The sequence below is a fragment of the Rhodococcus sp. NPDC059179 genome, assembly GCF_042754885.1.
GTDB lineage: Bacteria > Actinomycetota > Actinomycetes > Mycobacteriales > Mycobacteriaceae > Rhodococcus_G.
In genome coordinates this window covers 202,928-229,719 of record NZ_JBHZBV010000007.1, presented here as the reverse complement: position 1 = coordinate 229,719, position 26,792 = coordinate 202,928, and the positions used below count along the sequence as shown (strand labels likewise).

Genomic DNA, 26,792 nt, shown 5'->3' with positions numbered 1-26,792 from the left:
ACGCCCGGCCCCATTCCGAACCCGGAAGCTAAGCCCTCCAGCGCCGATGGTACTGCACTCGACAGGGTGTGGGAGAGTAGGACACCGCCGAACATAAATTGCGAATGCCTCGCATTGCAGTCTTGAAAGAGACTGTGATGCGGGGCATTTCGCATATCCAAACCAGTTCACCCCCCACCCGCCGAGAGTGCACCTACCGGCAGGCCACTCGGCCGATGCCCCGACACCTGCACACTCGACGAAACCCGGGCGGCCATCGACCTGGCCAGGGCGTCCGCCTTGTATGAGCGGATCGGGTTCAGCCCCGTCGGCACTCACGCGGAGTACGCGGTGCCTCAGGGCTGAATAGCGGGTCTGGCCACCCGTTGCCTATGCCCAACCGGTCCTGACAGCGCCCGCTCTTGTTCGGATCCGGCGGTCGGGCACTGGCCCGGGCTGAAGCGGCATCGAGGCCGGGTTATAGTTGCGTAGTGCAACAACGATCGACGGACGTCACCCAGGTACACGAGGAGCTCGTGCACCTGGTCCGGCAGCTGATGACCGGGGAGCGTCCTGCCGACGGGTTGCCGACGTTCGCCCAGCACTCGGTGCTCTCGTACATCGCCCGCAACCCGGGATGCCGGGCAACCGAGATCTCCGACGCCTTCGGGGTGCACCGGTCGACGGTGTCGCGGCAGCTGCGCGGATGCGTCGACGCCGGGTGGGTCCAGGCCGAACCCGGACCGATCCGCAGCGGTCATCCGCTCAGCCTCACCGAGCCGGGCCGCGACCTCCTGGACAACGCGGACCGACGCCGGCTCGACGAGGTGGGGGAGCGGGTCCGGGACTGGTCGGCCTCGGACATCGCCGACCTCGCGCGCATGCTGCACCGGTTCCGCACCAGCACCGCAGACCAAGACATCGCCAAGAGCATCGGAGCAGACCCCCGTGCGTGAGTACACCACCAACGCCCAGTTCACCGTCGCAGGCGACGACGCGATCGTCCGGTCCGTCTACCGGCAGGCGCAGGAAGCGCCCCAGCGGGTGCTGTTCAGCCGGCCGGTTGGCGACGACTGGGTCGACGTCACCGCCGCGGAGTTCGCGGACCTGGTCGTCGGCGTCGCGAAGGGGCTGATCGCGGGTGGAGTCTCCCGCGGTGACCGGGTGATCCTGTTGTCGGCCACCCGGTTCGAGTGGTCGCTGTTCGACTTCGCGATCTGGGCGGCGGGCGCGGCGTCGGTGCCGATCTACGACTCGTCGTCGGCCGATCAGATCCGCTGGATCGCCGAGGACTCGGGCGCCGTGACCGCGATCGTCGAAACCGACCGGCACGCGGCGGCATTCGACGGATCCGGCCTGACCGTGCGACAGATCGACGACGACGCGGTGGGCACACTGATCGCGGCGGGCGCGCACCTCGGCGATGCCGAGGTCCATGACCGTGTCGCCGCGATCCGGGCCGACGATCTCGCGTCGCTCGTCTACACCTCAGGCACCACCGGCAGACCCAAGGGCTGCATCCTGACGCACCGGAACTTCCTCTCCGAGGTCCGCGGCATCCTCACCGCCAGCATCGGCGAGGTCGCAAAGCCCGGCAACCGGATGCTGACGTTCCTGCCGCTCGCTCACGTCCTGGCCCGCGCGGTCTCGCTTGCGATGTTCGAAGCCGGTGGAACGCAGGCGCATTGGGCGAACTTCGGCACCGTCGTCGGACAGTTCGCCCGGTTCAAGCCGCACACCATCCTCGGCGTGCCGCGGGTCTTCGAGAAGGTCCGCGACTCGGCCGCGCACAGCGCCGCGCAGGGCGGCGCCGTGAAGAAGGCGATCTTCGACTTCGCCGAGACGACCGCAATCCGTTACAGCGAGGCGCTCGATCAGGGCGGGCCGTCGCCGCTGCTCCGCGCCCAGCACTGGGTCGCGGACCGGCTCGTCTACTCGAAGCTCCGGGCCGCGCTCGGCGGCGACTGTTGGTGGGCCATCTCCGGCGGCGGCGCACTGATGCCCAGCCTCGGACACTTCTTCCGGGGCGTCGGCGTACCGATCTACGAGGGCTACGGCCTCACCGAGTCCACCGCGGCGCACTGCGTCAACGTCCCCGGTGCGCAGAAGATGGGAACCGTCGGTCAGCCCTTGGGCGGCAACAGCGTTCGCATCGCGGCCGACGGCGAGATCGAGCTGCGCGGCCCGGTGGTGTTCGGGGGCTACTGGCGCAACGAGGAGGCCACCGCCGACACCTTCGACGACGGATGGCTGCGGACCGGCGACCTCGGCGACCTCGACGAGGACGGCTACCTCACCATCACCGGCCGCAAAAAGGATCTGCTGATCACCGCGGGCGGCAAGAACGTCTCACCGGGACCGCTCGAAGATCGGATGCGTTCGCACGCCCTGATCTCGCAGGCCGTGGTCGTCGGGGACGCACGCCCGTTTATCGGCGCGCTGCTCACCGTGGACCCGGACGTGTTCGCGCTGTGGAAGACCGAGAACGGCAAGCCGGCCTCGGCGTCCGTCTCGGATCTGAGTGAGGACGCGGACCTGCGCGCCGCGCTGCAGCAGGTGGTCGACGACGCGAACAGCACGGTCTCGCATTCCGAGGCGATCAAGAAGTTCACGATCCTCCGTCGCGATCTCACCGAGGCGGACGGCGAGATGACCGCAACCCTGAAGATCAAGCGAAACGTCGTGACCCAGCGCTTCTCCGAAGAGATCGACGCGCTGTACGGCTGAACCGAACGCGGCTAACGCATCTCGCGGATCAGCGGGTACTGCGGCGTCGGATGCTCCAGTACCGCCTCGTCCCGATCCTTGAGGTGGCGGTCGAACATCGCGGTGACGAGGCCGTCGATCGTCCTGGTCACCTCCTCACGCGGAGCGGTTCCGAGGCTCAGCCCGCCGGGGATCTCGAAGGCGGGGAGGTCCGGCACGTTCTGCGGGACGAAGTGCTCGGCATCGGTGAAGCTGGCGTGCCCGGTGTCGGCGATCGCGTAGACGCGACTCCACCCGCGGGGCGTCCGGAAGTACTGGTCCCAGAAGCGCTCGCGGCCCTCGGGGCTGTCGGCGTGCAGCGAGCTGATGATGCTCAGCAGCGGACGGGTGGCGCCCTCGGTGACGATCGGGCTCGGCGCGGTGCCATAGAAGAGGGCGCCGTCGAGATTCACCCCGGCGTCGAGTCGGGGTTCGGTACGCAGCACCTCGGCGGTGGACGCGCCGCCCATCGAATGACCGAACATGCCGATCCTGGACGGGTCGATCGCGTCGGCCAGACCGGCGGGGAGGGACGTCGCCGCGGCGTCGTCGTCCCCGCGCGAGAGCGACTCGACGAAGTCGATCACGAACTTCGCGTCGGCGACCCTGGTGTCGACGGCCTTGCGCAGGGTGGCGTCGGAGTAGGAATCGGTGATCCTCTGCGGAACCACCCGACCGTCCGGGAACACCGTGGCGAGGGCGTCGCCGGTGTGATCGATGCTGATCACCACGTACCCGTGGCTGGCGAGATGCTCGGCGGTGCCGGTCGAGAGCGTCCTGGGCATGTAGAACCCGGGGGAGAAGAGCACCACCGGCAACGAGCGGCCGGGGCTCGCGGCGACGGGCGCATCGAGTTGGCCGTTCGTCGGGAGGCCACTGCCCGAGACGTACGCGGAGGGGCCGCGCCCGACCCCGGCCGCGGCGGGGTAGGTGACCGTCACGGCGAGCTCGCGCCGGGTGCCGGGCGCCCACGGGTCCTCGCGGTCGTGGTCGATGAGACTCAGTGCGGTCGCGCCGACGGCGGCGTCGCCGCTGGGGGTCGGCAGGATCGGGGCCGCCGAAGCGGGCGATCCGAGGGCGACTGCGCCGCCGAGCGCAACGGCTGCGGCGAGCAGCGGGGCCAGTGCGGAGGAGGGCGCGCGCTTCACTGATCTACATCCATCTGTTGGTCCATGCGGTGTTTCCGCGCAACCGTAGCTGCCCGAGGCCGCCGGTGGGGACGCTACGTTTTCGGTCGCCCTGGCAGTCCCTCCGCGGGCGACCCCTTGCGCCCGACCGTGGTCGGGAGCAGTGTCGAGAGCGGCATCAGCACCAGGGAGGACACCATGACCGGCCCCGACCTCGGTTCGATTCTGCTCGCGAGCCCGAATCCCGAACGCCTCCGGGACTGGTACTGCCAGGCATTCGAGGCCACACCGACCCCGGACGGGGACGTCCGGTTCGGCGGCGTCAGCGTCCTGTTCGACGGTCGCGACGACATCGGGGCCAGGAATCCCGAGCCCGGCCGCACGATCCTCAACTTCCACGTGGACGACGCGAGGGCGATCGCGGCCCGCCTCGACGAGATGGGCGCCGACTGGCTCGTCAGGCTCGAGGAACGCTCCGAGGGGATGCTGTTCGGGACGCTGATCGACCCGGACGGGAACTACTTCCAGATCGTCGAGCTCGGCGAGCAGTACCGGGCCACCCGGGTGGCCAAGCCGTCGACGGTGCTCAACTCGGAGCCGTACAGCGGCTTCGCCGTCGACGACATCGCCGCGGCAAAGGCGTTCTACCGCGACACCCTCGGTCTGACCGTCACCGAGGAGTTCGGCATGCTGGCGCTGCACGTCGGCGGGGACAGAACCGTCCTTGTGTACCCGAAGGAAAACCACGCCCCGGCGACGTACACCATCCTGAACTTCCCGGTCGACGACATCGATGCGGCGGTGGACGAACTGATCGCACGGGGCGTCGCCTTCGAGCGGTATCCGGGGATGGAGTCCGACGAGCGCGGCGTCTTTCGCGGCGGCGGACCGTACATCGCGTGGTTCACCGATCCGGCCGGCAATGTCCTGTCGGTGCTGCAAGAACGGTGATCCGAGCCGTTATGGTTGTCGTCCGTTCAGCTGCACGTAAGGTGGAGGCCAGAGACCGAGTCGTGTCCGCGTCGCCCGTCGCCCCACTGCTCTCACATTTGCACGGGCTGAGCGGCACGGACGGACACCATGGAGAACACTGCCAGCCTGGGCATTCAGGCATTTATTTCCGAGGTCGTCCAGCGCGGTGGGCGCGCGGTCCGGCTCACGCATTCGCGGCGCAATCCGGTCCAGGTCTGGGGCGTCGGCGACGGCAGTTGCGTGGTCCGGGTGCGCACCAAGCTGGATGGCGACTGGCAGGCCCGCAAGCAGGACGGCGATCTGGACACCGATGACACCGGATCGCAGTTCTGGGTGTTCGTCGACCTGGCCGCCTCCCCGGAGCAGTTCTACGTCGTCCCCTCGGAGGAGGTCGCGGCCGACATTCACAGCGAGGTGGACCTGTGGGTGAAGGAGGTTCCCGGGCGCACCAGGACCGGTAGTCACTCCATCGCCGTCGAGCGGGTGGCACACGGAAGTGAGCGCTGGGACCTGCTCGGCCTGTCCGACGTCAAGGACCCGAGCCGCAAGATGGTCGGCGGCCAGCCCGAGGCCCCGCGCGAGGTGTTCAGGCTGCCGACGAAGGCGAAGAAGGCCGCCGCCGTCGTCGACGAGGTCGTTGACGAGCGACTACAGGTGGTCGCGGACTTCGAGGGCTACCGGCTCGTCGGCATGTACGACGAGCAGTCGGGTCGGCTCGAGATCACCCGCGGACCGATGGAGGGTCGACGCTTCGACAATCCGACCGTCGCAGCCAACGCCGTCGCCAGCCACATCAGCGGGGACGTGGAGGTCCGGGACGGGTGGACGTTCTGGCAGATCGAGTGCGCCGACCGTGCGCCGCTGGGGTCGCGCCGCGCCGGCTAGTCCTGCGGCGGGGTTCGCTCCCGCGGGTTGCCCGCCGAGAGTGCACCTACCGTCGCCCCACTCGAGCGATGCCCCGGTAGGTGCACTCTCGGCGCAGCCGCCGCAGACCCGGGGTCCGCGTCGAGGGCGCGGAGGTGCGTCCGTCTGGCGCGACTGCCGGTTCCCGCAGGTCGCTCGGCATCCTTGGTACGTTGGCTGGGATCCCGCTGCGAGGAGGCTGCCGTGCAAACCCAGGGCGTGACCGCGACCCCGGCCGAGACGCTGACCGTCTCCGCCCGTGACGGCGACGCGCGTGGTCACGCGGCGGGCGGCGTCTTCGCCTGGAAGGGCATCCCGTACGCCAGCGCAGGGGCCGAGCGACGATTCCGCGCCGCCGTCGCGCCCTCCCCGTGGGAGGGCGAACGCGACTGCCGGGACTTCGGCGCCATCGCCCCGCAGGCGAAGACGGTGCAGGTGCCGATGGAGCCGGGGATGGTGGCGGACGAGGACTGCCTCTCGCTCAACGTGTGGGCCCCGCGCCCGGACGGGACGCCGCGCCCGGTGATGGTGTGGATTCACGGCGGCGCCTACTGCGTCGGCTCGTCGTCGCAGAGCGTGTACGACGGGCAGCGGCTGGCGGAACAGGGCGACGTCGTGGTCGTCACGGTCAACTACCGGACCGGCGTGTTCGGGTTCCTCGACCTGTCGGCGTTCTCGACCGACGAGCATCCGTTCGAGACCAATGTCGGGCTGCGCGACCAGATCGCGGCCTTCGAATGGGTCCGCGACTGCATCGCCGCATTCGGCGGGGACCCGGGGAATGTCACCGCGTTCGGGGAGTCCTCGGGCGCGGGGTCGCTCACCACGCTGATGACGTCGCCGCGAGCGGAGGGGCTGTTTCATCGGGTGATCGCCCAAAGTGCTCCCGCCACATCGGTTTACGGTGCGGAGCGGGCGGCGACGGTGGCCAAGCGTTTCCTGGAGATCGTCGGGGTCGGTGAGGGCGACGCCGGACGACTGTGTGAGCTGCCGGTCGAGAAGCTGACCAGGGCAGGCGACCTGCTGCTCGACGAGGTGACCACCACGGTGCCGGGCACCCTGGCGATGGCACCCGTCGTCGACGGCGATCTGGTGCCGCGGTATCCAGTCTCCGCGTTTCAGAAGGGTTTCGCGCACCGCATCCCGCTGATCATCGGCACCAACAAGGACGAGGCGTCGATCTTCCGGCTCACCCGGTCGCCGATCATGCCCGTCACCGCGGACACCGTGAACCAGATGTTCACCGCGATCGCCGCCGATCACCCGAAGCTGCCTGCGATCCGGGTCGCGGAGATCATCTCGGCCTACCCGGACTGGTCGAAGCCCAGCGGCGCCCTCGCGGTGTCCCGGGACGCGGCCTTCAGGATGCCGTGCCTGTGGATCGCGGACGCGCACAGCAAGCACTCGCCCACCTGGGTGTACCGCTTCGACCACGCCACCCCGATGCTGTGGGCGGCCCGGGTCGGTGCGGGCCACGCCACCGAATTGCCGTACGTGTTCGGCAATTTCGGCACACTCAATCACGATCCGACGTTCTGGCTCGGTGGCCGCAAGGCCGCACTGGAGGTGTCCGGGCGGGTGCAGCGTCGGTGGCTGGCCTTCGCGCAGCACGGCGTGCCCGCGGCGCTCGACGCCTCCAAGCACTGGGCGCCGTACCGGGAGGACACCCGGTCGACGCTGCTCATCGACAAGACCGACACCCTCGCCAGCGATCCGGACCGAGAGTTGCGGGCGGCGTGGGGCGACAAGGTGATGGGGTTCCGCTGACCGGCGATCTGTAGCGTCATGCACATGAGCAAGCTGGATGAGGTCGGCGAACGGGAATCGTGGCGCTGCTGGTTGTGCGACGAACCCGTCGACCCGGACATGTCGGTGAACGACCCGCGCGGTCCGAGCATCGACAGCATCAACACCGCGAAGAAGGGCAAGGGCGGCCCGGAGCGGCTCGCGCACCGCGCCTGCAACACCAAGAAGGGCGCGATCAAGCCGGTGGTGCCGTGGTCGGATGCGCTGTTCGTGATCGACCCGGCGCCGATCATCGGGGTGGTCGAGCAGCTCACCCGCAAGCCGGGACGGGTCGCCGTCGCGCGGTGCCCCTCGAAGTCCGACGCCGAGGACGCCGCCGCCTGGCTACTGGACCGGCTCTCGCGGCTCGCGCCCGAGCTGACGCTGGACACCAAGATCGAGCCGGGTGGCGGCGGTTTCCTGCTGGTCGTGATGCGCTGACGCGCAGTGGTGCTGTGTTGGGGTCCCGGTACTCCCTGGGCGCCTACTGGAAGGGGCGCACCTCGATCGGCAGGGTGGTCGCGGTCGCCAGCTTGCGTGCCCAGTCGAGCGCGGCGTCGAGGTCGGGCGCCTCGATGATGGTGAAGCCGCCGAGATGCTCCTGGGCCTGCGCGAAGGGGCCGTCGGTGACGAGCACGTCGCCGGCCTTCGGCCGCAGGACGGTCGCCGTCTCGGGTGGATGCAGGCCCCCGGCGAAGACCCAGGCTCCCGCGGCCTTGAGTTCCTGGTTCAGGGCTTCGATGTCCTCGACGATCCCCTCCAGGATCTCCGGCGCGGGCACCGGCCCGTCCGGCTGGTAGACACTGAGCAGGTACTGCGTCATGGCGTTCCTCTCTCATCCCCCTATTGCATTCGAGTGTCGACCGGATCGGCCACCGGTGCATCCAGATCGCGCAACGCGGGCAGCGCGAAGCAGCCGGCGGCGATCACCAGGACCGGGATGGACAGCGCGAAGAACGTGGTCCGCAGGCCGACCGCGTCGATCAGCGGGCCTGCGAGCAGATACCCGAGCGGGCCCGCGGCGTACGCGGTGGACGTCATGACCCCGACGACGCGGCCGCGCATGTGCTCCGGGCTGCGGGTCTGCATCGCGTAGTTCGCGATCGGGCCGACCGGCCCGAATACCAGGCCGACCAGCAGCGCCAGGGTGAGCGTCACCCACAGCGCGGGCAGGAAGGCCATGCCGACCATGCACCCGCCGAGCGCCGTCACCGCGACCAGCATCAGGGTCCGGCGCTTGACGCGGGCGGCGAGCGCGCCGTAGGTCAGGGCGCCGATGACGCCGCCGACGCTCATCGCCATCAACACCCAGCCGAGCTGCGCGGGCTGGCCGCGTTCGGTGAAGTAGACGGGGAAGAGCACGCTCTCCACCGGCATGTACAGCGCGACGATCGCCATGTCGACCAGCGCGAGGGTCCGCAGCAACCGGTTGTGCCACACGAACTTCAGGCCCTCGAGCGTGCCGCTCCACATCGACTCCGGCCGGGTCGCGTGGTCGGGCGTCCCCGCGCCCTCGAGCCGGAGGAACGCGATGGTGACGATCGACAGCGCGAAGCAGACGGAGGTCACCCACAGCGTGTTCACCGCGCCAACGGTGGCGATCAGCATGCCGCCGACGCCGGGGCCGATCAGGTAGGCGACGTTGTAGTTCGCCTCGTACAGGCTGTTCACCCGGTCCAGCGACCACCCGGCGTCCTTGGTCGCGGCGGGCAGCATGGATTCACGGGCCGAGATGCCCGCCGGGTCGAAGGCGGCGCCGAGTGCCGCAAGTGCGGCGATGACCGTCACCGACAGCCCGGCCGTCGCGGCCATCACCGGGATGAGGGCCACCGACACCGCGGACAGGAAGTCCGAGACCAGCGACGTGCGGCGGCGGCCGAACCGGTCAACGACCGTGCCGGAGAACAGGCTCGACAGCAGCAGCGGCAGGGTCGCGGCGCCCGCGACGATGGCGGCATCGGTGGCCCGGCCGGTCTGTTCGAGCACCAGCCACGGCAGCGCCACGACGGTGATGCCGTTGCCTGTCGCCGAGAGCAGCGTCGCCAGGTTGATCAGGATCAGGGGCGTGTACCGGCGCGCGGCGGTGGCCGTCGCAGTCATGTCGGGGTTCCTTCAGGATGGAGGAGACATGATCCGACGCTAGCGCTCCCGCCGCGGCCGCGCGAGCGATTTTCGGTCAGTGCTGGGTCGGCTCCACACCGAGGCGCGCGTACGCCTGCTGGCACAGCGCCACCACCTCGGTGCGGATCGAGGCGCGGTCGGTGACCGGGCCCAGCCACGGCACCCGCACTGAGCGCTCGGCGCCGTCCACCTCCGCCGCCCACTCGCCGGCTTCGGTGTCGAGGCCGGTCATCCGCGCGGCCGTCGCGGACGGCTCGGCGAAGGCGCGCACGATGAGCAGGTTGTCGGCGGCGTGGTCGCCGTTCATGTGGCCGGTGACGGCGGCGATGACGGAGTCGTCGAAAGAGGTCATGTCCCGAGCCTAGGGGGTGCGGCTCCGCCGCCCGTGCGCGCGTCTTACCCCCATTGGGGTAAGAATCACTCACGGTTCCGTCCGCACGTGACGGTGACTGCGAGCGGAACTCACCCTCATCGGGGTGCGACTCGCGCACGGGCGCGTCAGCGCATGACGGCGGCGATCTCGCGGGCGGTGACCTTGGCCAGCTCGACGAAGAAGGGCACCCGCTCCGGGATCATCAGGTCCACCGGCCCGCGCAGCCCCAGCGCGAAGCGGGCAGGGCCGCCCTCGCCGATCACCGGGACGCCGATGGTGCGGAATCCGGGGGCGAGCTCCTCGTCGTTGAAGGCGTAGCCGCGTTCGCGGGTCAGGGCCAGCTCCTTGCCCAGCTCCTCCGGGCCGGGAACCGAACGCGCCGTTCCCGTTTCGTAGGGCAACCGTGCCAGCTCGTCATCGGTGACCTGGGACCAGGCGAGCAGTGCCTTGCCCAGCGCACTGGCGTGCAGTGGCAACCGGACGCCCTGCAGCTCGTGGCCGTCGGCCTCCCGCCACCGGCTGGTGCCGAGCAGCACGGCGTCGTTGCCGTACCGCGTCGCGATCGACGCGCTCGCCCCGGTGGTGGTGGCGAGACGCTCGAGGTGCGGCTCGGCGAGATAGATGCGGTGCTGTCGGTAGGCGATCTGGCCGTACTCCGCCAGCGCGCCGCCGAGGCGGTACCGGCTCGACTCCGCGTCCTTGTCCAGGAAGCCGGCGTCGACGAGGGCGGTGAGCAGGCGGTGTGTGGTGCTGACCGCGAGTCCCTGCTGCCGGGCCACCTCGGACACCCCGAGCTCGTCGCCGCCACGGAAGCAGCCGAGCACCGACAGGGCGCGCGCCACGGTCTGCACAGTCGGTGTCGCCGCGGGGGTCTCCACGCCGCGACGCTAACACAACCGAAGCGCGCGGCCGCTGCAGCTACTTTCCATTAATTGGAAGGAAGGGCCCGTTGGTGACCGCCGGGGTGTCAGAAGGGCGGAGCGAGGGTCTCCCTCATCCGGCCTGGGATCTGTCAACCATTCCGATCATCGGAAAACTATACCTAGTCGGTGGGGTTTAGGCGGCCTAGCTTTTGAGGCGTTGATCGACCAGCCTCTCGAACAGGAGCCCCCGATGTCCCGCAACCGCCGACTTCCCCGAGCACGCCTCGCGCTCGCGCTTCTCCCCGTTGTCGCCCTGGTTGCCGCCTGCGGGTCGGACTCCGACGGCGCCGCCGCCGACGCCGGTGGGGCCGAGCCCACCTTCGTGCTCAAGGTCACCGACGGTGGCAACGCGGGTCCGCTCGCCGTCGCCAAGCGGGACGGCACCTTCGACAAGGCGCTCGCCCCGCTCGGCGCGAGGATCGAGTGGGTCAACTCCACGCCCGGGTTCAGCTCGAACCTCAAGCTGTTCAACGCCGGTCAGCTCGACGTCTCCGGCGGCGCCTACAGCCCGGTCGTCGGCGCGCTGTCCAAGGACGTCGGCGTGCGGATCATCGCCGTCGCCGACCCGGTCGACCAGGACCAGTCCGGCATCGTCGCCTCCCCGAACTCGGGGGTGAAGGAGGTCAAGGACCTGGTCGGCAAGCGCATCGCGGTGAACCCCGCAGGCAAGGGGGAGTACATCACCCTGAAGGCGTTGCGTCAGGCCAACATCCCGTTCGACCAGGTCGAGCGGGTGCCGCTGCAGCAGGCCGACGCGGCGTCGGCCTTCTCCACCGGCCAGGTCGACGCGTGGGCGTCGTTCAACGACCCGTACCAGGAGGCCAAGGCCCGCGACGGCGTCGTCGAGATCGCCACCGAGGCGACCATCGACTCCAAGGACAACACGATCGTCGCGTTCCGTACCGCGGTCCTCGAGGAGCGCCCCGACGTCGCGGCGAAGTACCTCGAGACCCTGCAGGAGCTGACCGAGCGTCAGCGCAGCAACCCCGAGGACTACCAGAACGTCTTCGAGAAGGCCGGCCCGCGGGCGCTGTCGGGGGACCGGCTCGAGCGGGCGCTCGACCTCGGTCGCCGGGCCGCGGTCCCGCGCTTCCCGACCGTGGCCGACGAGGGGCACCTGCAGGAGGTGGCTGACCTGTTCTTCCAGAACGGGGTGACCACCCGTGCGCTCACCGCGACGGACGTCTTCTACCCGTTGCAGTCCAAGGCAAACGCGTCCGCCCAGGTCCAGTCCGCACCCACCAAGGGGAACTGACATGGCGCTGCTGACCCCGCCTCGGGCGCGCGGCGCGCAGGGCGCCCGGCCCGGGCAGCTGGCACTCGAGGAGCCGCGGTACCGCGCCGGCCGCACCCGGCCCGCCTGGGCATCCGTCCCGCTGCGCCTCCTGGTGCCCGCGCTGATCGTCGCAGCCTGGTGGATCGGTTCGGCCACCGGAGCGATCCCCGAGGAGATCCTCGCCGGACCGCCGAAGGTGTGGAGCGCCTTCGCCGAGCTGTACCAGACCGGGCAGCTGGTGGACTTCTCGATCGCCTCCTTCAAGCGGGCCGCGGTCGGCGTGTTCTTCGGCGTGCTGCTCGGCCTGGCGCTGGGCGTGCTCGCCGGATTGTCCAGCCTCGGTGAGGAACTCATCGACTCCACCATGCAGATCAACCGGGCCATCCCGTTCCTGGCGCTGGTGCCGCTGTTCATCGCCTGGTTCGGCATCGACGAGACCTTCAAGGTGCTGCTGATCGCCGTGGCCACCATCGGTCCGATGTACGCCTACACCTACCTCGGTGTGCGCAACGTGGACCGCAAGATGGTCGAGGCCGCGCAGAGCTTCGGACTGCGGGGGTGGCGGCTGGTATTCGGCGCGATCCTGCCTGCCGCGCTGCCCGGAGTCCTGATGGCCCTGCGCATCTGCCTGTCGATTTCGATCACCGGCCTCATCGCCGCCGAGCAGGTCGGCACCCGCGAGGGGATCGGCTACCTGGTGACGCTGGCGCAGGAGTACAACCGCACCGACTACATGGTGCTGTGCGTGGTGCTCTACGCGGTCCTCGGCCTGATCTTCGACGCCGTCGTCCGGGTCATCGAGAAGTTCGCGATGCCGTGGCGCGGGCAGGTGGCGGTCCGATGAGCGCACTCGACACCCCGTTGCCGCCGCTCGCGGTGCGTGAGCTCTCCGCCACCGCCGCCCGCGACCGCCGGGCGGGTGAGCCCGTCGCGGTCTCGCTGCGCGGTCTCACCAAGGCCTTCGGCGACAAGACCGTCCTGGACGGTGTCGACCTGGAGATCCACCGCGGTGAGTTCGTGGTGCTCCTCGGGCCAAGCGGCACCGGCAAGACCACCCTGCTCAGGCTGCTCTCCGGGCTCGAAAGGCCGGACGCCGGAGGGATTCTGGTGCCGAGCCAGCGAACCACCGTGTACCAGGAGCCGCGGCTGATCCCGTCCACCCGCGTGCTCGGCAATGTGACCGTCGGCCAGCGCCGGACCGCGCAGAACAAGTCCAGGGCCGAGCGGGCGCTCGCCGAGGTGAACCTGGAGAGCAAGGCGCGGCAGTGGCCTGCCACCCTGTCCGGCGGCGAGGCCCAGCGGGTAGCGCTGGCCAGGGCGCTGGTCCGGGAGCCGGAGCTGCTGCTGCTCGACGAGCCGTTCGCCGCGCTCGACGCCCTGACCCGGCTGCAGATGCAGGACCTGGTCGGCGACCTGGTGGCCCGGCACCGACCCGCGGTGCTGCTCGTCACGCACGACGTCGACGAGGCGGTCCGCCTGGCCGACCGGGTGCTGATCCTCAACGAGGGCCGGTTCGCGGTGGACGTCGACATCGACCTCGCCCGCCCCCGAGACCGCACCGACCCCGAGTCCCTCCGCTACCGCGCCGCGTTCCTCGCCGAACTCGGCGTCGGCCGCACCGCTTCCCCCACAACCACTTAGGAGTACCCGATGACCGCAGTATCCGCTACCGCCCTCGACACCCTCTGGTACACCCGCTGCCCCGTGCCCACCGCGAGCGGCCTCGCGCACAGCCTTGGCTGGCTTGGCGAGACCGCGGCCGACGCGGGCGTGAGCCTGGGCGTGCTGCAGGACGCGGGCCCCGAGCTCGCCGTCCGGCACTTCGACCACCAGCTGCTCGGCCTGGTCCGCGAGGGCGGGAACGTCCCCGCGATCGCGGCCCGTGCCCAGGGCTCGCCGACCCGGCTGATCGGGCTCACCTGGATCGACGAGTCGCAGGCCATCCTGGTCGGACCGGCGTCGGCGGTCGCCGGCCCCGCCGACCTCGCGGGGCTGCGCATCGCGGTCCCGGCCTGGGCGGAGGACCAGGCGCGCAGCTTCCCGCGCGCCATGGCCCTGCACGGTTTCGCGAACGCCCTGCGCCTCGGCGGGTTGACCCTCGCTGACGTCATCGCCGTCGAGGTGGCGGTAGAACGGAACCCGCAGGTGCGCACCGAGATCCAGTCCTCGCGTCGCGCCACCACCTGGGGTGTCGAGGAGTTGCTGCGCGGCGACGTGGACGCCATCTACGTCAAGGGCGCCCGTGCGCAGGAGGTGGCCCGCGAGCACGGCCTGCGGGTCGCGGTGGACCTCGACGCCACCGAGGCGAAGCGGCTGCGCGTCAACAACGGCACCCCGCGCCCCATCACCGTGCACGCCGACCTGCTCGAGTCCCGGCCCGAGCTGGTCGTCGGCTTCCTCGCGCAGAGCCTGCGCGCCGCGGACTGGGCCGCCGACAACCTGGACCGCGTCCGGGAGGTGCTCGCCCGCGAAACCCTGTCCGGCCCGGAGGGAGTGGTCGCCGCCTACAAGGAGGGCTTCCACCAGGACCTGCACCCGTCGCTGTCCGACGAGCGGGTCGAGCTGATCGGGATCCAGAAGCAGTTCCTGCTCACGCACGGCTTCCTCGGCGCCGACTTCGACCTCGAATCCTGGGTTGCCCGTGAGCCGCTCGAGCAGGCACTCGAGCTGGTGGCCGCCGGAAAGGTGCCGTCATGACCGAGTTTCACTGGCGACTGCCCTCCCGCGGGGACGGCAGGCACGCGACGCCGGACTCGCGCAACCGCGGCGGCTTCGGCGGGCCGCAGGTGCCCACCGCCGCAACGGACCTGCGCCCCGGCAACTTCGGGCCCTTCGACGACCTCGGCCAGGTGGTGCTCGCGGCCGAGCTGGCCGGGCTCGACGGGGTGCTCGCGCCGTACGACCCGCTCGGCGAGGAGTCGTGGATCGTCGGCGGCGGCGCGCTGCGGGACACCCGGCACTCGACGGTGATCGTCGAGTTCCACCCGTCCTTCGGCACCCCGGTGTACGCGGCGAAGGTCTCCGCGACGCTGCAGCGGCTGGCGAAGGGCCGGCTGTCCTGGCGGATCCGGGTGGAGACCGACGAGGCGGATGCCCGGGCCCGCGGCGACCGGGTCACCGGCGTCGACCGGTACGCCCGGGCGGCGGAGTTCCTCACCGTCGCGCGCGGCGTGTGGAACGAGAGCCCGGTCGCCGGGGGCGGCTTCGCGGGGACCGGGTTCGACTTCGACGGCGAGTACTTCGACGTCGTCGGCGGCGGATTCCGCGGCATCCTGTCCGGGTTGCCGTTCCCGACGGTGTACCTGGCCGGGGCCTCGGACGAGGCGCTGGAGCTGTCCGCGCGGCACGGCGACGTGCACCTGTTCGAGGAGTCCGTCGACGGAATCGCGGCATCCGTGAGTGAACTGCGGCGTCGCTCGCAGGAGCAGGGCCGCGCGGTCCGCGCCGGGCTGGAGCTGCCCATCATCGCCCGCGAGAGCGAGGCCGAGGCCTGGGCGCGAGTCGAACGGCAGTGGCGGGAAGTCCATTCCGGCGGTGCCGGTGCGCGGTCGCTGGACCTCGGCGCCGGGCGGTGGGCCGGCTTCACCGAGATCGGCTACCAGCAGCCGATCGGTCTGGTCGGCAGCTACGAGCAGGTGGCGCAGCGGCTTTCGGAGTACGTCGACGTCGGCGTCGACAGCTTTGTGCTGGACGGACGGCCGCACATCGAGGAACTGCACCGCGCAGGCGAGCACCTGCTGCACCTGGTCGACCCGGCCGGGCGCACGTTGGCACAGGAGGCCACCGCATGAGCATCGACTTCTACTGGCGAATCGGGATGGAGGGCGACCACGCGTCGCTGCGCACCCCGCGTCGCTACAACCGGGGCAACGCGAACGGGTACGGCCCCGGCAACATCGCGCCCGCGATCCGCGGCGGCGAGCTCGACGGCTACGGCTACATCGACCACATCGCGGCGGTCGCGAAGGCGTCGGAGTCGGCCGGATTCCTCGGCGGGCTGCTGCCGTCGTTCCCGGTCACCGAGGACCCGTGGGCGGTGGCCGCGGCGCTGGCCCGCGAGACCACCACCTACAAGTTCATGGTGGCCTTCCAGCCCGGGTTCCTGCATCCCGTGCAGGCGGCGCGGATGTCGGCGAGCCTGCAGCGGGCCACCGGCGGCCGGCTGGTCTACAACATCATCAGCGGCGGCGGGGGACCGGCGCAGCTGTGGTGGGGCGACAAGGTGAACCACGACGACCGGTACGCGCGCACGAGCGAGTTCCTCGATGTACTGCGCGGCGTCTGGGACGGCGAGCCGTACGACCATGACGGCCGGTTCTTCCAGACCGCGGGGGCCGCACTGCCGCCCGGGCTCGCGGGCCAGCCGTTCCCGGAGGTCTACTTCTCCGGTTCCTCGGCCGCCGCGGTCGGCGCCGCCGGGCTGCACTCGGACTACTACCTGTCCTGGCTCGAGCCCTTCGGCGACCTGCGGGCCAAATTCGACGGCGTGCGCGCGCACGCTGAGAAGCTGGGTCGCACACCGAAGTTCGCGGTGCGCATCGACATCGTCGCCCGGCACACCGAGGAGGCGGCCTGGGCCGAGATCGAGAAGGGCTGGACGTTCGTGGACCGCGATGCCGCGAACCGCGCCGCCCAGGGCGACTCGGTCGGCGCTGCCCGGATCAAGGGCTGGGTGCCCGAGACCATCACCGGCTACCGCGATCTCGAGGTGCAGCCGAACGTCTGGGCGGGGTTCAGCCTGATCCGCGGCGGTCCAGCGTTCGGTCTCGTCGGCAGCTACGAGCAGGTCGCACAGCGCCTCGACGAGCTGCGCGCCCTCGGCGTCGATGCCTTCATCCTCGCCGGCAACCCGCACCTCGAGGAGGCCTACCGCGTCGGCGAGGAGGTTCTCCCGCTGCTGCAGGCGACTCCGTCGCCCGTGAGCACTTCCGGTGTCCAGAGGGGCCAGAAGGACTCACGGCTCCTCATTCCCTGACAACCCCTACTCGACCAGGAGAAACCGATGACCACCACCGAATCCCGCATCACCGACACCATCACCACCTTCGTGGCGAACGCCACCCGCGACGCTGAGAAGGCGTTCCGCGTCTTCCGCGAAACCGGCACCGTCTCGGCCAACGGCACCGTCAACTTCGTCGAGCGGGTGCCAGGCGAGGAGATCGCCGTCGCCCTCAACGAGCCCGGGCCGTGGGCCGACGACCGCACCATCGAGCCGGTCGTCGCCACCTTCGACGGCGAGGTGCTCGCCGGCCGCGGCTCCGCCGGCTTCGTCACCGGCTACGCCAAGGTGTTCCGCGAGCACCAGGAGATCACCTCCGTCGTGCACGTGCACACCCCGTGGCTCGGCGGCTTCGCGCAGACCCACAAGAGCCTGCCGATCCGATACGCGGCCTCGCAGCGGCTGACCCTCTCCCGAGAGATCCCGCCGCACATCGACCGCAGCATCGGCGCGGGCGACTTCATCCTCGAGCAGCTGGTCCGCGACCCGGACCTGGTCGCGATCTTCGAGGCCAACGGCGGCGTCAACGTAATCGGCCGCGCCGGCCTGCTCGAGCTGGCCAAGTTCGTGGTGCTGCTGGAGGAGGGCGCCCAGTACCAGGCCATCGGCGAATCCGTCGGCGGCACCGTCGAATTCGACAAGACCAACCTCGTCGCGCAGTGGTCCCGCAGCGGACTCGTCGACGAGGCCCGCCGCCGCGGCCTGGTCTAGGCGGCTCCGCCACCCGTGAGTCCTTTTGGCCCGAGTGGGGACCAAAAGGACTCACAGGTGCGAAGCGCCTGTCCCCCAACATCTCAAGGAGAACTCCCATGACCATTCGCGTCGGCTACTTCCCGCACAACAACTCCCTGTTCGTCCTTCGTCACCTCGGCATCCTCGAGCGCGCCCTGCCCGACGTCGAATGGGTTGACCTGCGCGCCCTTCCGGAGGCCGAGCCGGTGGACGTCAAGACGGGGCTTCCGAGCCTGCACTCCGACTGGCTGTTCACCGAGGGCGGCTACGACGTCATCGGTACCGGCTTCACCCCGCCGCTGACCGCGCTCGCCAAGGGGCGCGACGTGGTGTACATCGGCATTTCGGGCCCACGCATCGAGAACGGGCGCCTGGTCACCCTCGCCGACTCCGGCATCGAGACCGCGGCCGACCTCAGTGGCAAGCGCGTCGGCATCGCGCACGGTTCCTGGCAGACCAGCCTGCTGCTGCTCGCCCTCGACAAGGTTGGCCTGACGTGGGCAGACGTCGAGCCCGTCGACACCGGCGTGCAGGAGGGCGGCGCCGCGCTGCTGGCGGGCGAGCTGGACGCGTGGGTCGGGTCGTACCCGGGGCTCGACGCCATCGAGAACGACCACGACCTGCGCACGCTGGTGGACACCGAGTCCCTGTTCAGCCACCCGTCGCTGTGGTTCACCAGCCGTGAGTTCGCGGAGAGCAACCGCGGGGCGCTCGAGGCCGTCATCGCGGCGCTGCAGGAGTCCGACGCATGGATCGAGGCCAATCCGCGCGCGGCCGCGCAGTACTTCGTCGACGACGCCCGTGGTGGCCAGGCCGACCTGGACCGCTGGGAGAGCGCGCTGCGGGGCCGCCCGTGGGGCGTGAACCCGGTGTCCGAGGAGTTTCTCGATGAGCAGCAGCACACCGCAGATGTGCTGGCGGCCAACGGATTGCTGCCGAGGTCGGTCGACGTGCGCGCGGCGATGGTGCCGTGGATCGGCGAGGCGGTGGAGTCCGCCCGGTCAGGCGCAAGTGTCTGACACCAAACCCGGCCGGTGGGCTCCACCGAGCTCGTCGCCTCGATCCGGGCAGTGTCCTGGCACGATGGACCTCATGGATGAGGTGAAGTACGCCGAGGACCTGATGGTCGGCGACGTCATCGACCTGGGCTCGCACACCGTCAGCGAGGCCGAGATGGTCGACTTCTCGACCGCGTGGGATCCGCAGGACTCCCATCTCGACGCGGAGGCGGCCGCGCAGGGCTACTTCGGCGGACTCATTGCCAGCGGTGTGCACACGATGGCCGTCTTCCAGCGGCTCGCTGTGCTCGGCGCCTATCGGCACTGGAGCGTGATCGGTGCGCGTGGGCTGCGCGACGTCCGGTTCATTCGACCCGTGCGGCCCGGCGACGTGCTGACCGGGCTGATGGTGATCGACGACGTCGAGCTGGACGACCGTGGCCGCGGACTGGTCACCACGACCGGCCAGCTGGCGGACACGCAGGGCCGGGCGGTCTTCAGCCTGCTCACCGAGGTGTACCTGCACCGCCGGCCCTGACCCGCCCTGCTATCCGCGTAGCCCCCGGAAAAACGCCCGCACGTCGCCCACCAGCAGGTCCGGCACCTCCAGCGCCGCGAAGTGCCCGCCATCGTCGAACTCGCTCCAGTGCACCAGCGTCGGGTTCGCCTTCTCCGAGATGCTGCGGACCGGCCGGACGATGTCGTGGGCGAACACCGCCATCCCCAGCGGTGCGACGCCGGTCGGTCCGCCGGCGCGCGGGCCGCCCGACTCGAACGTCAGCCGCGCCGAGGATCCCGCGGTGCCGAAGAACCAGTGCAGCGACACGTTGGTGAGCAGCGTGTCGTCCGGGAGCGGGTGCGCCGGGTCGGTCCACTCCCGGACCTTGTCGGCGATCCAGGCCAGCTGCCCGGTCGGCGAATCCGTGAGGGAGTAGGCGATGGTCTGCGGGCGGGTGGCCTGCATCCGCATGTAGCCGGGTGTGTTGGCGAGGAAGTTCCGGATCACCTCGACCCGGGCGGCATCGTCGGCGGAGAGCCCGTCGGTCTCGGCCGGCCCGTGCGGCAGGTAGTTGACGTGCACGCCGATCACGCTCTCCGGGGCCGCGACCGCGAGCAGCCGGGCGACGCCCGAGCCCCAGTCGCCGCCCTGCGCGCCGTACCGCTCGTAGCCGAGCCGGCTCATCAGCTCGGCGAAGGCGCGGGCGACGCGGGCGGTGTCCCAGCCCCGGTCGCGGGTCGGCCCCGACGGGCCGAAGCCGGGGATCGACGGGATCACCAGGTGGAAGGCGTCCGCGGGATCGCCGCCGTGCGCCCTCGGGTCCGACAGCGGGCCGACGACGTCGAGGAACTCGATGAACGAGCCCGGCCAGCCGTGGGTCAGGAGCAGCGGCGTCGCGTCGGGTTCGGGGGAGCGGACGTGCAGGAAGTGCACGGTGGCGCCGTCGATCTCGGTGACGAACTGCGGATGACGGTTGATGGCGGCCTCGTGGGCGCGCCAGTCGTATCCGTCGCGCCAGTAGTCGGCGAGCGCGCGCATCCGCTCGAGCGGGATGCCGTAGTCCCAGCCGGCGCCGTCCGGTTCGTCGGGCCAGCGGGTGCGGGCCAGTCGGTCGCGGAGATCGTCGAGCGCGGTCTGCGGGATGTCGAGTCGGTACGGGCTGATGGTCGTGGCGGACATGGCAACCTCTCTGAATATCGTTGGTGACGCCAACGGTACCAGAACTTGTTGGCGTCGCCAACGGTTACTAGGGTGTCGGGTATGGAGTCCACCGATGACGGCCCGCCGTCCGCACTGCGTCGCTCGCCGAGCTGGCTCGTCAGCCAGGCGGGCATCCACGCGCAACGGCTGCTCAACGAGCGAATGGCCGAGGCCGGGGCGCACCGGCGGCACTATTCGGTGCTGTCCGCGCTCGCCGAGTACGGTCCGCTCAGTCAGGCGTCGCTGGGCCGGCGCTGCCACCTCGACCGCAGCGACGTCGCGTCCGTCGTCGGCGAACTCGACGAGAGCGGCTACCTCGCACGCGAGCCGGACCCGGTGGACAGACGGCGGAACGTCGTCACCATCACCGCCGAGGGGGCCCGGCGCCTGCAGCGGCTGCGGGCCCTCGCGGCCGAGGCCCAGGGCGATCTGCTCGCGCCGCTCGACGCGGGCGAGCGCGAGCAGTTGATCGCGCTCGTCGGGCGGGTGGTCGAGCATCATGCCGAGCGGCGCGGCGCTGGTTGGGCCTAGTGGGTGCGCGAATTGCCGTCTGGCATAAGGGAAATCGACGCTTCTGATGGTGGCGAACCGAGGTTGAACTCAGCCTTGACGGCGGGTATCCGCATGGTTACTATCCAGTAGGTTTGTGACGTCGGCCACCTGGGCGATTCCAGCGTCACCGTAGAATCCACGGGGGGTTCGAGTAGTCATGCGCAGACGGATACTTCGACGGGGGTCGCTGTCCCGGACCGGAACCCTGGCCCTGGCAGGGGCGCTGGCGATCGGTCTCGCTGCCGTGCCCGCGGTCACGGCATCGGCCGACCCGACCGGGGGAGCGGACGGCGCGCGGTGGCTGGCCACGGCCGACGCACCGCCGAAGTACCCGGTCGTCGCCATCGACTGGGACGTGCCGATCACGATGAGCGACGGGACCGTGCTCAAGGGCAACGTCTACCGCCCCGCCGACGCCTCGGGCAAGCCGATCGACACCAAGTTGCCGTCGGTCCTGAACGTGACGCCGTACACCAAGCTGGTCAGCAACGTCGTCGATTCCATGATCGCCGTCCCCGGGCTCGAGGACACCCTGGTCGACCTGGTCAACAGCTACGACCTCGCGGGTACCCCGTTCGACGGGGTCGGCGAGACCGCGAAGGTGCTCACCGGCGGCGGAATGCGTGTGTTCGCCCTGAATCGGGAGCTCGTCCGCAGCGGCTACACCCAGGTGGTCGTCGACACCCGCGGCACCGGATTCTCCCAGGGGGAGTGGCAGACGCTCGGCCCCCGCGAACAGCAGGATTCCGTCGAGATCATCGACTGGATGAGCAAGCAGCAGTGGTCGAACGGCAAGGTCGGCATGGCGGGGGTGTCCTATTCCGGGATCAACTCACTGCAGGCCGCCGGGCATCAGCCGCCCGCGCTGAAGGCGATCTTCCCGACCGAGCCGGGCAACGACCTGATCCGCGACATCGTCGGCACCGGAGGCGGACTCGGCGTCGGCTTCATGCCGCTGTGGCTCGCGTTGGTCAACGGGACCAAGCTCATTCCCGACGTGCAGTCCCTCGCGCAGGGACGGTTCGATCAGCAGTGGCTGCAGGACCGACTGCGCGACCCCCTGACGCTGATCGCCGAACTCGGCGAGGCGGTGACCGCCCCGAGTGTCAGCGGTATCGATCCCGCCACCATGCTCGTCGCCCAGGACGGCGCCTTCTACCAGGAGAAGCGGGCGAGGGTGGAGAACATCACGGTGCCCACCATGCTCTACGGCGCCTGGCACGACATCTTCGCCAACAGCGAGCCCCGCATCTACAACGCGATCCCCCTCCCGGCCGGTCAGAAGCAGCTGATCATGAGCGACAACTACCACGTCACCTTCGGCGGCGGGTTCGGCGACGAGGGCGCGCCGCCACGACTCGACGTGCTCGAGCGGGCCTGGTTCGACAAGTGGCTCAAGGGAATCGACAACGGCATCGACGGCTACGGCCCGGTCACCCTGTACCAGCAGGGCAACGGCTGGACGACGACCGACCAGTTCCCGCGGGCGGGAGTCGAGTACCAGCGGATGTACCTCTCGGACGCCCCGAGCGGCACCGCCGGCCACGCCGCGCGTGACGGCAGCCTCGTCGCAGGCAAGCCGCAGGGCTCGGCGCGGCTCACGGCCGCACCGGGACTGCGCGGGTTCTGCTCCCGCGACGGAGCGCAGGGGACCGCGGGCCTGACCGTGATCCTCGGCTCGGTGTGCAGCAAGGACTCCCGGTTCCAGGAGGCCGAGGGGCTCGCCTTCACCAGCGCACCGGTCGCGGAATCGACCGAGCTGTCCGGTCCGGTGAACCTGCACCTCGAGACGGTCCTCGACGCGCTCGACGGCTTCTGGGCGGTCACCCTCAACGACGTTGCGCCCGACGGCACCTCGACCACCCTCACCAACGGTGCGCTCACCGCGTCGCTGCGCGAGGTCGACGACGCGCTGAGCCTGAAGTCGGCGAACGGGGATTACACCGAACCGCACCACAGGCTGACGATCTCCGCGCGCAAGCCCGTCGTCCCGGGCCAGGTGACGCCCGTGGACATCAACCTCGTGCCCACCGACGCGGTGCTGAAGCCGGGGCACCGGCTGCGGGTGGACGTCTACGCCGCCAGCGTCCCCCGGTACCTTCCGCTCGGGCCGGTGCTCGCCGACGGGCAGAACAGGCCGCAGCACGTGCAGCTGTCGCCGGACCGGCCCAGCTTCGTGAACCTGCCGCTGGTCGGGGCGAAGGCCTGGTAGCGGCGGGGCGCTACTGCTGCCCCGCCATGATCAGCTTGGCGGTGGTCTCGAGGCGATCGGCGATCTGCGCGTAGGACTCGTAGCCCATGCCGGCCCGGACGAGCGCGCCCGACCACGCGATCTCGAGCGCGTCGAGCACGTCCGCGTCGTGCCGGGGGCCGAGCGCCGCCACCAGGCGGCCGCGGACGTCCTTGCCGATGCGGAGCCGCAGGTGCTCGACGTCGGGATCGTCGCCCAGGATCGCCGTGGTGACCGCCGCGGCCAGGGCCGGCTCGTCGGAGACCAGCAGTGCGACGTCCCGCAGGACGCGGCAGACCCGCGTGACCGGGTCGAGGTCGGTGGGCACCTCCCTCGGCACCGCGTTCAGGCGCCGCCAGAACACCTCCGCGACGAGGTGACTCTTCGACGAGAAGTAGGTGTACGCGGTGGCCGCGGCGACGCCGGCCTCCGTCGCCACCATGCGGACGGTGAGGCCCGAGAACCCTTGCGCGCGAAGAACCGTGACCGCGGCCGCCGTCAGTCGGTCGACGGTTTCGGCCTGTTGCGGCGTCAGGCGTCGGCGGGTGGATTCGAACTTGGCTTCACTAGACACATGTCCAGACACTACGGGAGCGGCCCGATCCGGGCAAAGCGGGCTTGCCGGGTTCAGTCGCGCGCCGAATCGCCCTTCGCGGCCAGGTCGGGGTGCGCGCGGCCGGCCATCAGCGGCAGGTCGAGGTAGCCTTTGATCCCGGGCTCGGCCCGGCAGACGTACGGGATCGAGTTCACGCAGTGGTTGGCGGTCGCCACGATGCCCGGGTTGCGGTCCCAGCCGTCCTCGGGCCGCGCGGCCTGAAATCCCTTGAAGGTGACCAGTTGGTCGGGGTCGCCCTTGATCTCCACCTCGAACCGTTCCCCCGCCGGGCCGAGGGTCCAGTCCGGGTCGAGGTTCTCCTCGCCCATCAGCCAATTGACCGCGACGCGGGCGACGGTCGTGTCGCCGATCACCGCGTCCCATTGGAAGCGCTGCGCGGCAACGAGTCCGGGCTCGATGACGCCCATCGGGGTGTCGATGGGGGCGGTGGCGACCGCGACCTCCTGGGCGGTGCGGATCTCGGCCGCCGGGTCGAAGCCCATGCCGTCGAGGATCAGCCGCAGCGACTGGGTGAAGCCGCCGGTCAGCAGCTTGAGCATGGGTCCGGACCCGGCCTCCTCCGGGGTCGCGCCGAAACACATGACCCAGCGCAGCACGTCGGGTGCGTTGTAGCCGCGCATGTCGGAGAACTCCTCGGCGCGCACGAAGGTCGCGGCGGAGGTCATCACCGACAGCGCCAGCGGGAAGAGGTCGGTGATGCCGCCCGGATCGATGCCGGTGCCGTGCAGGGTCACCCCGGCCTCCCGTGCGGTCGCCTCCATCTTGGCGTCGCGGTCGGTGGGGCGGAACCAGCCGAGTGGGGTCACCACGTTCTTGCCCGACCCGAGCAGGCGCGCGACCTCCTCCTTGTTCGGCATCAGCGGCGCGTAGACCACGCAGTCGGCGTCGAGGGCGTAGACGGCCTCGGCGTCGTCGGTGGCGATGACCCCGGTCGGGTCGGCCCCGATGATCTCGCCGACGTCGCGTCCGCTCTTGTCCGCGGAGTGCACCCAGCAGCCGACCAGTTCCAGTTCGGGGTGGCGCAGCACGCCCTCGATCGCGGCCCGGCCGACGCCGCCGGTCGCCCACTGGATCACTCGGTACGCCATTTTTCCCCTAACGCCGTCCGCGGCCGGTTCGCTGCCTCTCCCAAAGCTCTCCCAAATACTAGAACGCGTTCTAGTATTTGCGGGAGGGAATTGCAGGGTCAGAAGGTGGAACCTGTGCGGAGGGAAGGGTGGTCGACGTGGTGGACTGGAACGAGGAGTGCGACGTCCTGGTGGTCGGGTCCGGCGGCGGCTGCGCCGGCGCCTACACCGCGGCGCGCGAGGGGCTTTCGGTCACGCTGATCGAGGCCACCGACAAGTTCGGCGGCACCACGTCCCTGTCCGGCGGCGGCGGGATGTGGTTCCCGGGCAACGCGGTGCTGCGGCGCGCGGGCGACGAGGACACCGTCGAGGACGCGCTCACCTACTTCCGCGAGGTTGTCGGCGACCGCAGCCCGACGGAGCTGCAGGAGGCGTACGTCCGCGGCGGCGCCCCGCTGATCGACTACCTCGAGGCCGACGAGCACTTCGTGTTCCAGGTGCTGCCGTGGCCGGACTACTTCGGTAAGGCCGCCAAGGCGAGCGCCACCGGCAGGCACATCGTGCCGAAGCCGACCCGCGCCGCCAAGCTGGGCGCGCTGCGCGACTCGCTGCGGCCGCCGCTCGGCGCCGACCGGCCCGGCGAGGAGCTGCCGCCGTATCTGGTCGGCGGGCAGGCGCTGATCGGACGGTTCCTCATCGCACTCTCGGAGTTCCCGAACGCCTCACTGCGCCTGGGAACCTCGCTCGAGGAGCTCGTCGTCGAGGACGGCGCGGTGGTCGGCGCGATCGTCGAACGCGACGGCGAACGCAGCGCGATCCGGACCCGCAAGGGGGTGCTGCTGGCGGCAGGCGGTTTCGAGCGCAACGAGGAGCTGCGCGCCGAGTTCGGTGTGCCGGGCGAGGTCCGGGACACCATGGGGCCCTGGGGCAACCTCGGCAAGGCCCATCGGGCCGGCATCGCGATCGGCGCCGACACCGACCTGATGGACCAGGCCTGGTGGTCGCCGGGTCTGACCCATCCCGACGGGGCCTCCGCGTTCGCGCTGTGGTTCACCGGGGGCATCTTCGTCGACGACGCCGGCAACCGTTTCGTCAACGAGTCCGCGCCCTACGACCGCCTCGGCCGCGACGTCATCGCGCACATGGACGGCGGCGGAGTCACGTTGCCCTACTGGATGATCTACGACGACCGGGAGGGCGAGGTGCCGCCGGTGCGCGCCACCAACGTGCCGCTGGCCCCGACCGAGGAATACGTCGAGGCCGGGCTGTGGAAGACCGCCGACACCCTCGAGGAACTGGCCGAGCAGATCGGGGTGCCTGCCGACGCGCTGGTGGCGACGGTCGAGCGGTTCAACGGGTTCGCCGCGACCGGCGTCGACGAGGACTTCGGTCGCGGCGACGAGCCGTACGACCGGGCGTTCTCCGGCGGGGGCTCCCCGCTGGCACCGATCGCGCAGGGCCCGTTCCACGCGGCCGCGTTCGGCATCTCGGACCTCGGCACCAAGGGCGGGCTGCGCACCGACGTGTCCGCGCGGGTGCTCGACACCGCCGGGGTGCCGATCCGCGGCCTCTACGCGGCGGGCAACACGATGGCGGCGGCCAGCGGCACGGTGTATCCCGGCGGCGGCAACCCGATCGGCGCGAGCATGCTGTTCAGTCACCTCGCGGCGCTGGACATGGCGGCGGGGGACTGAG

General features: G+C 70.5%; 26 protein-coding genes and 1 rRNA gene. 19 read left to right on the top strand and 8 right to left on the bottom strand.

Features of this window, described 5'->3' with window-relative positions:
- From rrf to ACFXMV_RS16170, 3 genes are all read left to right on the top strand, one after another.
- A 5S ribosomal RNA gene (gene rrf, locus ACFXMV_RS16180) occupies positions 1–93 on the top strand; the annotation flags it as partial.
- A gap of 377 nt (positions 94–470) precedes the next feature.
- Positions 471–935 carry a MarR family winged helix-turn-helix transcriptional regulator gene (locus ACFXMV_RS16175; RefSeq protein ID WP_378498395.1) on the top strand — a complete coding sequence of 155 codons (465 nt, stop codon included), beginning with the start codon at positions 471–473 and terminating at the stop codon, positions 933–935.
- Positions 928–2,706 (top strand): AMP-dependent synthetase/ligase, encoded by a 1,779-nt coding sequence (locus ACFXMV_RS16170; RefSeq protein ID WP_378503039.1) that lies wholly within the window; start codon positions 928–930, stop codon positions 2,704–2,706. The genes ACFXMV_RS16175 and ACFXMV_RS16170 overlap by 8 nt, the downstream gene beginning before the upstream one ends.
- 11 nt (positions 2,707–2,717) lie before the next feature.
- Here the strand turns inward: ACFXMV_RS16170 and ACFXMV_RS16165 are convergent, their stop codons facing one another.
- Positions 2,718–3,872, bottom strand: a complete 1,155-nt coding sequence (locus ACFXMV_RS16165) for an alpha/beta hydrolase family protein (RefSeq protein ID WP_378503040.1) — start codon at positions 3,870–3,872, stop codon at positions 2,718–2,720.
- A 177-nt stretch (positions 3,873–4,049) separates the two neighbouring features.
- Here ACFXMV_RS16165 and ACFXMV_RS16160 point away from each other — a divergent pair, with 177 nt between their 5' ends.
- From ACFXMV_RS16160 to ACFXMV_RS16145, 4 genes are all read left to right on the top strand, one after another.
- Entirely contained in the window at positions 4,050–4,802 is a 753-nt protein-coding gene (locus ACFXMV_RS16160; RefSeq protein ID WP_378500750.1) for a VOC family protein, read from the top strand.
- 129 nt (positions 4,803–4,931) lie between these two features.
- On the top strand, positions 4,932–5,708 hold the full coding sequence (locus tag ACFXMV_RS16155; protein WP_378500751.1) for a hypothetical protein: 777 nt from the start codon (positions 4,932–4,934) through the stop codon (positions 5,706–5,708).
- 222 nt (positions 5,709–5,930) lie between these two features.
- Positions 5,931–7,493 carry a carboxylesterase/lipase family protein gene (locus ACFXMV_RS16150; RefSeq protein WP_378500752.1) on the top strand — a complete coding sequence of 521 codons (1,563 nt, stop codon included), beginning with the start codon at positions 5,931–5,933 and terminating at the stop codon, positions 7,491–7,493.
- A gap of 24 nt (positions 7,494–7,517) precedes the next feature.
- Entirely contained in the window at positions 7,518–7,952 is a 435-nt protein-coding gene (locus tag ACFXMV_RS16145; protein ID WP_378500753.1) for a hypothetical protein, read from the top strand.
- 43 nt (positions 7,953–7,995) lie between these two features.
- On the opposite strand, the gene ACFXMV_RS16140 is transcribed toward ACFXMV_RS16145, so the two are convergent.
- The 4 genes from ACFXMV_RS16140 to ACFXMV_RS16125 all read right to left on the bottom strand — a co-directional run bounded on the left by ACFXMV_RS16140 (position 7,996) and on the right by ACFXMV_RS16125 (position 10,883).
- Positions 7,996–8,334 carry a YciI family protein gene (locus ACFXMV_RS16140; RefSeq protein ID WP_378500754.1) on the bottom strand — a complete coding sequence of 113 codons (339 nt, stop codon included), beginning with the start codon at positions 8,332–8,334 and terminating at the stop codon, positions 7,996–7,998.
- 20 nt (positions 8,335–8,354) lie between these two features.
- Positions 8,355–9,611: an MFS transporter gene (locus ACFXMV_RS16135; protein ID WP_378500755.1), complete on the bottom strand. Its 1,257-nt coding sequence runs from the start codon at positions 9,609–9,611 to the stop codon at positions 8,355–8,357.
- Between the two features lie 76 nt (positions 9,612–9,687).
- On the bottom strand, positions 9,688–9,984 hold the full coding sequence (locus ACFXMV_RS16130) for a DUF2470 domain-containing protein (RefSeq protein ID WP_378500756.1): 297 nt from the start codon (positions 9,982–9,984) through the stop codon (positions 9,688–9,690).
- A gap of 146 nt (positions 9,985–10,130) precedes the next feature.
- Positions 10,131–10,883 (bottom strand): IclR family transcriptional regulator, encoded by a 753-nt coding sequence (locus tag ACFXMV_RS16125; protein WP_378498949.1) that lies wholly within the window; start codon positions 10,881–10,883, stop codon positions 10,131–10,133.
- Between the two features lie 235 nt (positions 10,884–11,118).
- On the opposite strand from ACFXMV_RS16125, the gene ACFXMV_RS16120 reads away from it, so the two are divergent.
- The 9 genes from ACFXMV_RS16120 (at position 11,119) to ACFXMV_RS16080 (ending at position 19,471) form a co-directional block, all read left to right on the top strand.
- Entirely contained in the window at positions 11,119–12,183 is a 1,065-nt protein-coding gene (locus ACFXMV_RS16120) for an NrtA/SsuA/CpmA family ABC transporter substrate-binding protein (protein WP_378498948.1), read from the top strand.
- 1 nt (position 12,184) lies between these two features.
- The gene (locus ACFXMV_RS16115; protein ID WP_378498947.1) at positions 12,185–13,048 is read left to right on the top strand and encodes an ABC transporter permease; all 864 of its coding nucleotides are present in this window, start codon (positions 12,185–12,187) and stop codon (positions 13,046–13,048) included.
- Positions 13,045–13,845, top strand: coding sequence for an ABC transporter ATP-binding protein (locus ACFXMV_RS16110; protein WP_378498946.1), 801 nt, complete (start codon positions 13,045–13,047; stop codon positions 13,843–13,845). The genes ACFXMV_RS16115 and ACFXMV_RS16110 overlap by 4 nt, the downstream gene beginning before the upstream one ends.
- A gap of 9 nt (positions 13,846–13,854) precedes the next feature.
- Positions 13,855–14,901: an ABC transporter substrate-binding protein gene (locus ACFXMV_RS16105; protein WP_378498945.1), complete on the top strand. Its 1,047-nt coding sequence runs from the start codon at positions 13,855–13,857 to the stop codon at positions 14,899–14,901.
- The gene (locus ACFXMV_RS16100; RefSeq protein WP_378498944.1) at positions 14,898–15,995 is read left to right on the top strand and encodes an LLM class flavin-dependent oxidoreductase; all 1,098 of its coding nucleotides are present in this window, start codon (positions 14,898–14,900) and stop codon (positions 15,993–15,995) included. Before ACFXMV_RS16105 ends, ACFXMV_RS16100 begins: the two co-directional genes overlap by 4 nt.
- Positions 15,992–17,179 carry an LLM class flavin-dependent oxidoreductase gene (locus tag ACFXMV_RS16095; RefSeq protein ID WP_378498943.1) on the top strand — a complete coding sequence of 396 codons (1,188 nt, stop codon included), beginning with the start codon at positions 15,992–15,994 and terminating at the stop codon, positions 17,177–17,179. The genes ACFXMV_RS16100 and ACFXMV_RS16095 overlap by 4 nt, the downstream gene beginning before the upstream one ends.
- Before the next feature lie 27 nt (positions 17,180–17,206).
- Positions 17,207–17,914 carry a class II aldolase/adducin family protein gene (locus ACFXMV_RS16090; protein ID WP_378503041.1) on the top strand — a complete coding sequence of 236 codons (708 nt, stop codon included), beginning with the start codon at positions 17,207–17,209 and terminating at the stop codon, positions 17,912–17,914.
- Between the two features lie 98 nt (positions 17,915–18,012).
- Positions 18,013–18,954: an ABC transporter substrate-binding protein gene (locus ACFXMV_RS16085; protein ID WP_378498942.1), complete on the top strand. Its 942-nt coding sequence runs from the start codon at positions 18,013–18,015 to the stop codon at positions 18,952–18,954.
- Positions 18,955–19,018: 64 nt separating this feature from the next.
- Positions 19,019–19,471 (top strand): MaoC/PaaZ C-terminal domain-containing protein, encoded by a 453-nt coding sequence (locus ACFXMV_RS16080; protein ID WP_378498941.1) that lies wholly within the window; start codon positions 19,019–19,021, stop codon positions 19,469–19,471.
- 9 nt (positions 19,472–19,480) lie between these two features.
- On the opposite strand, the gene ACFXMV_RS16075 is transcribed toward ACFXMV_RS16080, so the two are convergent.
- Positions 19,481–20,611: an epoxide hydrolase family protein gene (locus ACFXMV_RS16075; protein WP_378498940.1), complete on the bottom strand. Its 1,131-nt coding sequence runs from the start codon at positions 20,609–20,611 to the stop codon at positions 19,481–19,483.
- Positions 20,612–20,692: 81 nt separating this feature from the next.
- On the opposite strand from ACFXMV_RS16075, the gene ACFXMV_RS16070 reads away from it, so the two are divergent.
- Complete coding sequence (locus tag ACFXMV_RS16070) at positions 20,693–21,163, top strand: MarR family winged helix-turn-helix transcriptional regulator (RefSeq protein WP_378498939.1); 471 nt, start codon at positions 20,693–20,695, stop codon at positions 21,161–21,163.
- A gap of 178 nt (positions 21,164–21,341) precedes the next feature.
- Complete coding sequence (locus ACFXMV_RS16065) at positions 21,342–23,396, top strand: CocE/NonD family hydrolase (RefSeq protein WP_378498938.1); 2,055 nt, start codon at positions 21,342–21,344, stop codon at positions 23,394–23,396.
- A 10-nt stretch (positions 23,397–23,406) separates the two neighbouring features.
- Here the strand turns inward: ACFXMV_RS16065 and ACFXMV_RS16060 are convergent, their stop codons facing one another.
- Together ACFXMV_RS16060 and ACFXMV_RS16055 are read right to left on the bottom strand one after the other, a co-directional pair.
- Positions 23,407–23,988 (bottom strand): TetR/AcrR family transcriptional regulator, encoded by a 582-nt coding sequence (locus ACFXMV_RS16060; protein ID WP_378498937.1) that lies wholly within the window; start codon positions 23,986–23,988, stop codon positions 23,407–23,409.
- A gap of 53 nt (positions 23,989–24,041) precedes the next feature.
- Positions 24,042–25,118 (bottom strand): dihydrodipicolinate reductase, encoded by a 1,077-nt coding sequence (locus ACFXMV_RS16055; protein ID WP_378498936.1) that lies wholly within the window; start codon positions 25,116–25,118, stop codon positions 24,042–24,044.
- 137 nt (positions 25,119–25,255) lie between these two features.
- Between ACFXMV_RS16055 and ACFXMV_RS16050 the strand changes: the two genes are divergently transcribed.
- The gene (locus ACFXMV_RS16050; protein ID WP_378503082.1) at positions 25,256–26,791 is read left to right on the top strand and encodes an FAD-binding protein; all 1,536 of its coding nucleotides are present in this window, start codon (positions 25,256–25,258) and stop codon (positions 26,789–26,791) included.
- Position 26,792 lies beyond the last annotated feature (1 nt).